This is a genomic window from bacterium (assembly GCA_030654305.1).
GTDB lineage: Bacteria > Krumholzibacteriota > Krumholzibacteriia > LZORAL124-64-63 > LZORAL124-64-63 > PNOJ01.
Map to the genome: position 1 here is coordinate 1 of JAURXS010000325.1, position 9,356 is coordinate 9,356.

8 protein-coding genes are annotated in these 9,356 nt (G+C 70.4%); 7 read left to right on the forward strand and 1 reads right to left on the reverse strand.

Annotated features, from left to right (window positions below):
- Window positions 1-453 precede the first annotated feature (453 nt).
- From Q7W29_09255 to Q7W29_09275, 5 genes are all read left to right on the forward strand, one after another.
- Window positions 454-1,089 (forward strand): helix-turn-helix domain-containing protein, encoded by a 636-nt coding sequence (locus Q7W29_09255; GenBank protein ID MDO9172005.1) that lies wholly within the window; start codon window positions 454-456, stop codon window positions 1,087-1,089.
- Between the two features lie 2 nt (window positions 1,090-1,091).
- Complete coding sequence (locus Q7W29_09260) at window positions 1,092-1,307, forward strand: hypothetical protein (protein ID MDO9172006.1); 216 nt, start codon at window positions 1,092-1,094, stop codon at window positions 1,305-1,307.
- 78 nt (window positions 1,308-1,385) lie between these two features.
- On the forward strand, window positions 1,386-2,510 hold the full coding sequence (locus Q7W29_09265) for a hypothetical protein (GenBank protein MDO9172007.1): 1,125 nt from the start codon (window positions 1,386-1,388) through the stop codon (window positions 2,508-2,510).
- A 101-nt stretch (window positions 2,511-2,611) separates the two neighbouring features.
- Window positions 2,612-4,477 carry a rhodanese-like domain-containing protein gene (locus tag Q7W29_09270; protein MDO9172008.1) on the forward strand — a complete coding sequence of 622 codons (1,866 nt, stop codon included), beginning with the start codon at window positions 2,612-2,614 and terminating at the stop codon, window positions 4,475-4,477.
- A 176-nt stretch (window positions 4,478-4,653) separates the two neighbouring features.
- On the forward strand, window positions 4,654-5,262 hold the full coding sequence (locus Q7W29_09275) for a helix-turn-helix domain-containing protein (protein ID MDO9172009.1): 609 nt from the start codon (window positions 4,654-4,656) through the stop codon (window positions 5,260-5,262).
- 12 nt (window positions 5,263-5,274) lie between these two features.
- Here Q7W29_09275 and Q7W29_09280 read toward each other — a convergent pair whose 3' ends face one another.
- The gene (locus tag Q7W29_09280) at window positions 5,275-6,237 is read right to left on the reverse strand and encodes a glycosyltransferase (GenBank protein MDO9172010.1); all 963 of its coding nucleotides are present in this window, start codon (window positions 6,235-6,237) and stop codon (window positions 5,275-5,277) included.
- Between the two features lie 126 nt (window positions 6,238-6,363).
- On the opposite strand from Q7W29_09280, the gene Q7W29_09285 reads away from it, so the two are divergent.
- Both Q7W29_09285 and Q7W29_09290 read left to right on the forward strand, forming a co-directional pair.
- Window positions 6,364-7,356 carry a methyltransferase gene (locus Q7W29_09285; protein MDO9172011.1) on the forward strand — a complete coding sequence of 331 codons (993 nt, stop codon included), beginning with the start codon at window positions 6,364-6,366 and terminating at the stop codon, window positions 7,354-7,356.
- A 55-nt stretch (window positions 7,357-7,411) separates the two neighbouring features.
- On the forward strand, window positions 7,412-9,356 hold a 1,945-nt coding region (locus Q7W29_09290), incomplete at its 3' end, for a thioredoxin domain-containing protein (GenBank protein MDO9172012.1).

The window sequence follows — 9,356 nt, forward strand, 5'->3', positions numbered from 1 at the left end:
GCACCACCGACTCGGTCGAGAACGACCTGGACCGCTGGTCGGCCCGCACGAGCTGGCGCTTCGCCGAGAAGCTGACCGCGACCGCGAGCTACCGCCGCTGCGAGTTCGACGAGAACCGCTGGGACGACTACATCCTCGACCAGTACTCGCTGTCGGTGGGCGGCGTCTTCTAGGCGCCCGCCCCCAGGCGATGCCGGACAGGGAGCCCCGCGCAGGCGGGGCTCCTTTTTTTTCGCGGCCCGTTGCGGTGCCGCTTCTCGGAGAGTGAACGACCGTTATCGTATCCCCATGCTACTGCTAATCTTATAACACCTAGTAAGCGGATATGCTATAACTCATTGATTGTAAACAAGTTCAGAGAGTTAAAATCATAACATCAGGGATTGACGCGCCGATCCATTGGACTAGCTTGGGGCAGAGTCAACGTTCGCTCACCTCGTCGGAGGGAACGCCGTGGCAGCCGAGGTTCGACATGCCAATCGCCGGGGGGAGATCCTCGACCACGCGTCGCGGCTCTTCTCGGCCCACGGCTACGATGGCACCGCCATCCGCCTGATCGCCCGCGCCAGCGGCGTGACCGAGGCCGCCATCTACCGCCATTTCGACGGCAAGGCCCAGCTCTACGACGAGGTCATCCGCGCCAAGGCCCGCGAGCACGACATCGCGGGCGAACTGGCGGCCAGCCGCGGCCGCGGCGGCGTCGAGGACGTCCTGCGCGCGGTCGCCAACCACCTCCTGGCCCTCGCGCAGCGCGACCCCGAACTCGTGCGGCTGATGTCCAACAGCAGCCTCGAGAACGACCAGGGCCGCGCGACGATCTTCCGCGAGGTGCGCAGCCCCTACATCGAATTCCTGGTCGAGGAGATCACGCGGCGCATGGCGGCGGGGGAGGTCCGGCGGATCGATCCCGTCATCACGAGCCGCTGCTTCGTGGGCATGGTCATGGACTGTGCCCTCAACGCCGGCATGTGGAGCCGGTTCGCGGGAGCGGAGGTCGACGCGCAGACCGTGGTCTGCAACAACGTGCCGATCTTCGCCCGCGGGCTCACCAACGACGGCGCCGCGTCGCCGTCCAACGACGGAGTGTGACCATGCACAAGCACGCAGCGGTCGCGGTCCTCGCGTTCCTGGTCCTGGGCAGCCTGTGGGGGTGCGAGAACGACACCTCCAACGGCTCCGGGGACCCGGACGTCGTGCTGACCGACAAGACCTGCCTCGGCTGCCACAGCAGCCGGGACATGCTCATCGCCAACCTGGGCGAGGAGGCGAAGTCCGAGGCCGACCCCGCCGCCAAGGACGACGGCTGAGGCGGCTCCGTACCCGCGCTGGAGGCGTGGGAAAAGGTCATCATCACCGGCACCAACGGGCAGCGGTTCCTCGAGAGCGTGCACGGCCAGCGGTCCTGCCAGAGCTGCCACGGCGGCCCGGCCGACCGCACGTTCGAGACCATGGAGGAGGCCCACACGGGCATGGTCGCCGACCCCAGCGCGCACGGCGCCTGCGACGGCTGCCACGCCGACGAGGCGGCGGCCCACGCCAACAGCCTGCACGCCAACCAGTGGGGCTACATCGCAGCCATCGAGCTGCGCGGGCGCTGCACCTTCGAGGGCTCCGGTTTCGAGGGCTTCTTCGACCAGAAGTGCGGCGGCTGCCACACGACCTGCGGGCAGTGCCACGTCAGCCGGCCGGCCAGCGTCGGCGGCGGCTTCCCGCTGATCGGCACCTACTACTCGCACCGCTTCCGGGCCTCGCCGGACATGACCGAGCAGTGCGTGGCCTGCCACGGCTCGCGCGTGGGCAACGACTTCCTGGGGCAGAGCGAGGGCAACGTGCCCGACGTCCACCGCCAGCCCTACGGCTGGCAGTGCAAGGACTGCCACACCAAGGAAGAGATCCACGGCGACGCGCAGCACGACGGCGAGCATTACGAGCACCGCTACGAGGTCAAGACGATGCCCCGCTGCGAGGACTGCCACGGCGAGGGGCAGGACGACGACTGGGACAACGCCTACCACGCCATGCACGTGGGCAACGACGGCCTGAACCTGCAGTGCCAGGTGTGCCACTCGCAACCCTACAAGAACTGCACGAACTGCCACAACCTGGTGGCGGACGGCGAAGGGGAGAAGTACGACATCGACCCCAGCCGCCTGCAGTTCAAGATCGGCCGCAACCCGAGCCCCCACCGCACCGAGTACGACTACTCGGTGGTGCGCCACCTGCCGATCGATCCCGGCACCTACGCCGACTGGGGCCTGGATCTGCCGGGCTACCTGGACGCGCCGACCTGGGTCTACGCCTCCCCGCACAACATCGTGCGGCGCACGGCGCAGACGACGGTCGGGGAGGGCCAGACCTGCAGCACGGCCTGCCACACCTCGCCCGACGGGCCCGACGGCTTCCTGCTGCGCGAGTCCGACCTGTACGAGGAAGACGGCGTCACCCGGCTGCCCGACTACGAGGCCAACCTCGGGGTGGTGATCCCGTTGATGTTCCCGGACGCGAAGTGACCTGCAAGATCGGCCGGCGGCGTGGTGCCGCCGGCCGGCCGACCCGCGGCGCCCGGCGCCGCCCAACGAGTGGCCGCGAGGCCTGAACAAGGAGACGCGAGATGACGAAACGCTGGACCCTGATGGCGTTGTTGCTGATCGCCCTGGCCGCCCTGGTGGGTTGCTCGAGCGACGACGACCCCGTGACCCCGACGGCGACCACGTTCGAGACGATGGCCACCGCGGTCGAGGCCTACCTCAACGACAACACGGACTGCCCGGGCACGGTCACGGCCCAGGCCCTGCACGACAACCTCGACGACTACACCGTCGTCGACATCCGCTCGGCCGACGCCTACTTGGCCGGGCACATCCCGGGCGCCTACAATTCCTCGCTCGCGACCATCCTGACGGACGTGGGCACGACGATCCCCACCGACAAGACCATCGTCATCGCCTGCTACAGCGGCCAGAGCGCCGGCCACGCGAAGATCGCGCTGGAACTGATGGGCCACGAGGACGTCAAGACCCTCGGGTTCGGCATGTCCTCGTGGAACAGCACCCTGGCGAGCGGCTGGAACAGCAACGTCGGTGACAATCTGCCGGCTCCCGAAACGACCAACAACAACGCCGACCTGACCGTGCACGCCTTCCCGACGCTGACCGGGACCAACGCGACGATCGTGGCCACCCGCGTCGCCGCCATGGTGGCGGCCGGTTTCCAGAGCATCACCTGGGCGACCCTGCAGCCGAACCTGGACGACTACTTCGTCGTCAACTACTTCGGCCAGGCGGACTACGAGGGCACCGGCGCCGCCGGCGTCCCCGGCCACATCCCCGGCGCCTACCAGTTCACCCCCTACGCCAGCCTCGGCTTCGAGCAGATGCTGGAGAACCTGCCCAGCGACGACACGCCCATCGTGGTGTACTGCTGGACCGGCCAGCACAGCAGCCAGGTCGTGGCGGCCCTGAACATGCTGGGCTACAACGCCAAGTCGCTGAGCTACGGCTCGAATCACCTGTTCCACGGCTCCCTGACGGCCAACCGCTGGACCGCGGCTTCGACCAACGACTTCGAACTCGAGGTCGGCGGCGCGCAGACGCCCGAGTTCGCGGCCGTGTACGCGGCCGTCGACGCCTACCTGAACGACACCACCGACAGCACGGGCCCGATCACGGCGGTGCAGCTCAACGATAACCTCAGCCTCTACACGGTCATCGATATCCGTTCGGCGACCGACTACGCGGCCGGGCACATCACAGGCGCCTACAACTCGAGCTTGGCCACGTTGCTGAACGACCTGGCCACGACGATCCCCAACGACAAGACCTATGTGATCGCCTGCTACACCGGTCAGAGTGCCGGTCATGCCAAGATCGCGATGGAGCTGATGGGCTACGAGGACGTCAAGTTCCTGAAGTGGGGCATGTGCTCCTGGAACTCCACGCTGGCCAGCCGTTGGAACGACAACGTCGGCGACAACCTGCCCGCGGCCGAGACGACCAACAACAACGGCTCGCTGGTCGCCCACGCCTACCCGACGCTGACGGACGGGGACACGGTCGAGGATCGCGTCGCCGCCATGCTGGCGGCCGGGTTCCAGAGCGTCACCTGGACGGCGCCGACGCCGCCGGACCTGACTCCCTACTTCATCCTGAACTACTTCGGCGTGGCGGACTACGAGGGCACCGGCACCAACGGCGTGCCCGGCCACATCCCCGGCGCCTTCCAGTTCACGCCCTACACGAGCCTGAAGGTCGGCGAGATGCTGCCCTACCTGCCCAGCGACGGCACGCCCATCCTGGTGTACTGCTGGACCGGTCAGACCAGCAGCCAGGTCGCCGCCGCCCTGAACATGCTGGGCTACAACGCCAAGTCGTTGAGCTACGGCTCCAACCGACTGTTCCACACGCCGTTGCTGGCGAACAAGTGGACGGCCGCCGAGACGCACGATTTCACGCTCACGACCGCGGTCCCGGCGATCTGATCCCGCCCGACGGCGGATGGCAGTGGCGGGGGGCCGACGGGCCCCCCGCTTTCCGTAAGGGCTGTTGACCAGGGCTCCGTACCCGGGCAATCCCATGACGTGATCGAAGTTGACAAATTAATATCAACCGTTAACTTTCCACGGTAAGGGATCGTTTACGGAGAAGGAGGGCGGCCATGTCCAGAACGCGCAACCTGGAACGACGCGACGAGATCCTCGAGAACGCGGCCCGGCTCTTCGCCCAGCACGGTTTCGAGGGCGCTTCGATCCGCCTCATCGCCCGCGAGTGCGGGATCACCGAAGCGGCCATCTACCGCTACTTCGAGAGCAAGGAGCACCTGTTCGAGTCGGTGGTGCGGGCCAAGGCCCGCGCGCACGACATCGAGGGGTTTCTGGTGCAGCAGCGCCGGCTCGGCGACGTGCTGCAGGTCCTGACGACGGTGGCCCACCACATCCACCAGCTCTCGCGCGAGGATCCGCTGCTGCTGCCGCTGATGGTGATGAGTTCGCTGGGCACGCACCGGGGCAACGACGTGCTGTTCTGCGAGCTGCGCCTGCCCTACATCCGCTTCCTGGCGCGGGAACTCGCCGAGCGGCGGGACACCGGCGAGGTCAAGAACGTCGACCCCTACATCACGGCGCGCTGCTTCGTGGGGATGATCATGGCCTGCGCGCTGAACGCGGACCAGTGGCGGGACTTCGAGCGGCTGGACCTTTCGGCCGCGACCGTGATCGACAACAACATCCCGATCTACGCCGACGGCCTGCGGGCCGTGCCGGCCTAGCTGCGGGCGAGCCTAGTCGCGGGCGGGCGAGCCGCCGAGCCGCGCTCTCGCCGTCGCCAGCACGATCCCCTTGATTCCGGCCCAGGTCGGGCGCGCGGCGTTGCATTCCGCGTAGAGGCGGCGCGCCTCGTCGTGCCGGCCGTCGTGGTCCAGCCCCCAGGCGTACGCCAGCTTCGCCTCCAGGATGATCTTCTCCAGCACCCGCCGCCGCTCGGGATCGGTCACGTACGGCCGTTGGCGTTCGCGCACCGCGACGACGGCGGGCAGGCGGCGCCAGCCGCGCGCCGAGACCCCGCCGTCGACCTTGCGGTAGGCGTGGCCGACGTGGTCCAGGAAGGCGAAGACCGCGCCCTCGCGGGCCAGGCGCAGCCAGAGGTCCAGGTCGTCGCCGTTGCGCAGGGTCTCGTCGAAGCCCCCGGCGGCGCGCAGTCGCTCCGCGCGCGCCACCACGCTGGAGGTGCCGACGAAATTGGCGCGGATCAAGGCGAAGTGCAGGTCGGGCCCAGACAGCAGGCCCACGTCCGGCAGGGGGCCGGGGCGCAGCAGCCGGCGGAACTCCCGGTAGCCGTCCAGGAAGCGCTCCTGCCGGACGGCGCCGCCGGCGTCGATCACCTGGAAGTCGGTGAAGCAGAGGTCGACCTCGGGGCACGCGGCGAAGACGGCGGCCTGCGCGGCGAGCTTGCCGGGCCGCATGAGGTCGTCGGCGTCGAACAGCGCGACCAGCCCGTCGCCGCAGCGCTCCAGGCCGACGTTGCGGGGCCGCGAGGGGCCGCCGCTGTTGTCGATCCGCAGTGCGGTCACGCGGTCGGCGCGGGCGGCGAGCACCGCGGCCGTCGCGTCGGTGGAGCCGTCGTCCACGACGATGACCGCGCGCGGCGGCGGCGTCTGCGCGAGCACCGAGTCGAGGGTTTCCGGCAGGGTGGCCGCCGCCTGGTAGGCGGGCAGCACGACGCTGACGGGCGGTGGTGCGGTCATGATGCGGCATCGCCTCCGCGGGCACCCTAGCATACGTGTCGCGCCCGGTCAGCAGGCACTTGATCCGGGCCGTCCCATCCCCCACAATGCCGGTCGACGCCGCATCCCCGAACCCGTGGAGCACCGATGGAAGCGCGTGACAAGCTCGACCGCATCGCCGCCGGCTACCAGGACGCCTTCATCCTGCTGACCAGCCTGCGCCTGGGCGTCTTCGACGCCCTGGCCGCCGGACCGCTCGCGCCGGCGGAACTCGCCGCGCGGCTCGGGTTGGATGCGCGGGCCCTGGACCTGGTGCTGCACGCCCTGGCGGCGGTCGGGATCCTGGTCAAGGAGGGCGAGAGCTTCCGGCTCGAGGCGGGCTGCGCGCCGCTGCTGGTCGCGGGTTCGCCCGACACCATGGCCAGCATCTACCGCCACCACGACCGCCTGAGCGGCCGCTGGATCCGTCTGGAGGAGACGCTGCGCACCGGCAAGCCGGTCCCGCGCTCCGTCCCGGGAGAGGGCGCCGGCCGCTCGCCGCGCGAGCACCGCGACTACATCTGCGGCATGGAGAACATCTCGCGCGGCAGCAGCCGCGACGTGGCCGCGGCCGTCGACTTCTCCGGCGCGCGGCGCCTGCTGGACGTCGGCGGCGGGCCCGGCACCGCGTCGCTGGTCTTCGCCGCGGCGAACCCCGGCCTGAGCTGCGTCGTCTTCGACCTGCCCGAGACCACGGCCATCGCGCGCGAGATGATCGCCGCCGCGGGGCTCGGCGACCGCGTCGCGACCGTCGACGGCGACTTCCACGTCGACGGCTTCGGCGAGGGCTTCGATGTGGTCTACGTCTCGAACGTCATCCACATGCTGCCGCCGCGGGACACGGCGATGATCGCCCGCAAGGCCCACGCCGCGCTGGTCCCCGGGGGGCGGCTGATGTTCAAGGACTTCTACCTCGACGACACGCGCACCGCGCCGGCCCACGCGGCCCGCTTCAGCGTCAACATGCTGGTCGGGACCGAAGGCGGGATGTCGTATACTATGAGCCTGACGCGGGACATCATGGCCGACGCCGGCTTCGGCGGATTCTCGGTGGTGCCGGCCGGCCAACGCAGCCTGGTGGTGATCGGCGCCCGGTCCTGACGGGCGCCACGAGGGGAGGGAGCGGGCCCGCATCCCGGGGCCTATCCTGTACGCCATGAACCAACCGCACGACGCGGGCGCGGCCCGCCCCAACGACATCCGCTCCAACCGGCTCGGCGGCGAGGCCTCCGCCTACCTGCGCCAGCACGCCGGCAACCCCATCCACTGGCAGCCCTGGGACCGCGACGCCCTGGCCTTCGCCCGCGACCGCGACCTGCCGATCTTCCTGTCGATCGGCTACGCCTCCTGCCACTGGTGCCACGTCATGGCGCACGAGGTGTTCGAGGACGCGGAGGTGGCCGCGCAGCTGAACGAGCGGTTCGTCTGCATCAAGGTCGACCGCGAGGAGCGTCCCGACCTGGACGAGGCCTACATGGCCGCCGTGACGGCGCAGACCGGGCGCGGCGGCTGGCCGCTGTCGGTGTTCCTGACCTCGGACCTGCAGCCCTTCCACGGCGCCACCTACGTGCCGCGCGCGCGCTTCCTGGATCTCTGCCGCAGGATCGACGAAGCCTACCGCTCGCACCGCGGCGAACTGCAGGTGCAGGCGGCGCAGCTGGCCGGCGCGATCGCCGCCGTCCCCGCCGGCAACGAAGGGCCGCCCATCGACGCGAGCACGGTCGATGGCGTGGTGCGGCTCGGCCTCGCCCACCACGACCAGGAGTGGGGCGGCTTCCTGCAGCACCAGAAGTTCCCCACGCCGCTGCGCTGGCAGTTCCTGCTGCACCACCACCGCCTCACCGGCGACCAGCAGACGGCCACGGCCCTGCACCGCACGCTGGAGGCGATGGCCACGGGCGGGATCCGCGACCACCTCGGCGGCGGCTTCCACCGCTACACGGTCGAGGAGACCTGGCTGGTGCCCCACTTCGAGATCATGCTCTACGACAACGCCCAGCTCGCGAGCCTCTACCTGGAGGCGGGCGCGGCCCTGGACCGGCCGTGGTACCTCGGGGTGGCCCGCGACGTCCTGGAGTTCCTGCTGCGGGAGATGCGCGACGGGGAGGGTGGCCTCTGCGCCAGCTTCGACGCCGACAGCGGCGGGCAGGAGGGCAGCTACTACGTCTGGACCCCGCAGGAGATCCTCGCGGCCGCGGGCGAGCGCGACGGGCCGCTGCTGGCGACCATGCTCGGGGTGGCGCCGGGCGGCAACTTCGAGGGCCGCAGCATCCTGACCCGGCGCGTGGACGCGCCCCACGCCGCCATGCGGCACGGCCGTGAGCCGGCCGAGGCGGCGGCGCTGTTCGACCGCCTGCGGCCCCGGCTGTGCGAGATCCGCGCGGCGCGCCCGGCGCCGGCGCGGGACGACAAGATCGTGACCGCCTGGAACGGCCTGGCGCTGACGGCGCTGGCGCGGGCCTCGGCGCAGCTCGACGAACCCGCCTTCGCGGCGGCGGCCCTGCAGATCGCCGAGCATCTCTGGTCGGTGCACCGGGACGCCCGCGGACGGCTGGTGCGCGCGGTGACCGGCGGCCGCCCCTCCGGCGAGGGCGTGCTGGACGACTATGCCTGCCTGGCCGAAGGCCTGCTGGACCTCTACCAGGCGACCGGCGACCTCGTGCAGCTGCGCCGCGCCCGCGAACTGCTGGACGCCGCGGTGACGCTCTTCGCCGACGACGAGCTGGGGTTCGCCCTGACCGCCCGCGACGTCGACGCGCCGCTGGGCCGACGCGCCGAGTACCACGACAACGTCGAACCCTCGGGAGCGGCCGCCCTGCTGCACGGCCTCTGGCGCGCGTCGCTGCTGACCGGCGATCAGGCGGGTCAGGCGCTCGTGATCTCGCACCTGCGCCGCCGCGGCGCGTTGCTGGAGCGCTTCGGTCTGGAGATGGCCTGGTGGGCCGACGCGGCGCTGCTGGCCGCGGCTCCCGGCTACGCCGCGGTGATCGCTGGCGAGCCCGGCGCGGCGGACACCCGCGCCCTGCAGGCCGCCTTCTGGAACGTGGCGCCGCCCTGGGCGGTGCTGGCCACCGTCCCCGCGGCGGGAGCCGACGATGCGA

Bases quoted from the DNA above. Each gene is read 5' to 3' on its own strand.
- Q7W29_09275 (MDO9172009.1), top strand. From the start codon at position 4,654: ATGTCCAGAACGCGCAACCTGGAACGACGCGACGAGATCCTCGAGAAC.
- Q7W29_09260 (MDO9172006.1), top strand. From the start codon at position 1,092: ATGCACAAGCACGCAGCGGTCGCGGTCCTCGCGTTCCTGGTCCTGGGC.
- Q7W29_09280 (MDO9172010.1), bottom strand. From the start codon at position 6,237: ATGACCGCACCACCGCCCGTCAGCGTCGTGCTGCCCGCCTACCAGGCG.
- Q7W29_09270 (MDO9172008.1), top strand. From the start codon at position 2,612: ATGACGAAACGCTGGACCCTGATGGCGTTGTTGCTGATCGCCCTGGCC.
- Q7W29_09285 (MDO9172011.1), top strand. From the start codon at position 6,364: ATGGAAGCGCGTGACAAGCTCGACCGCATCGCCGCCGGCTACCAGGAC.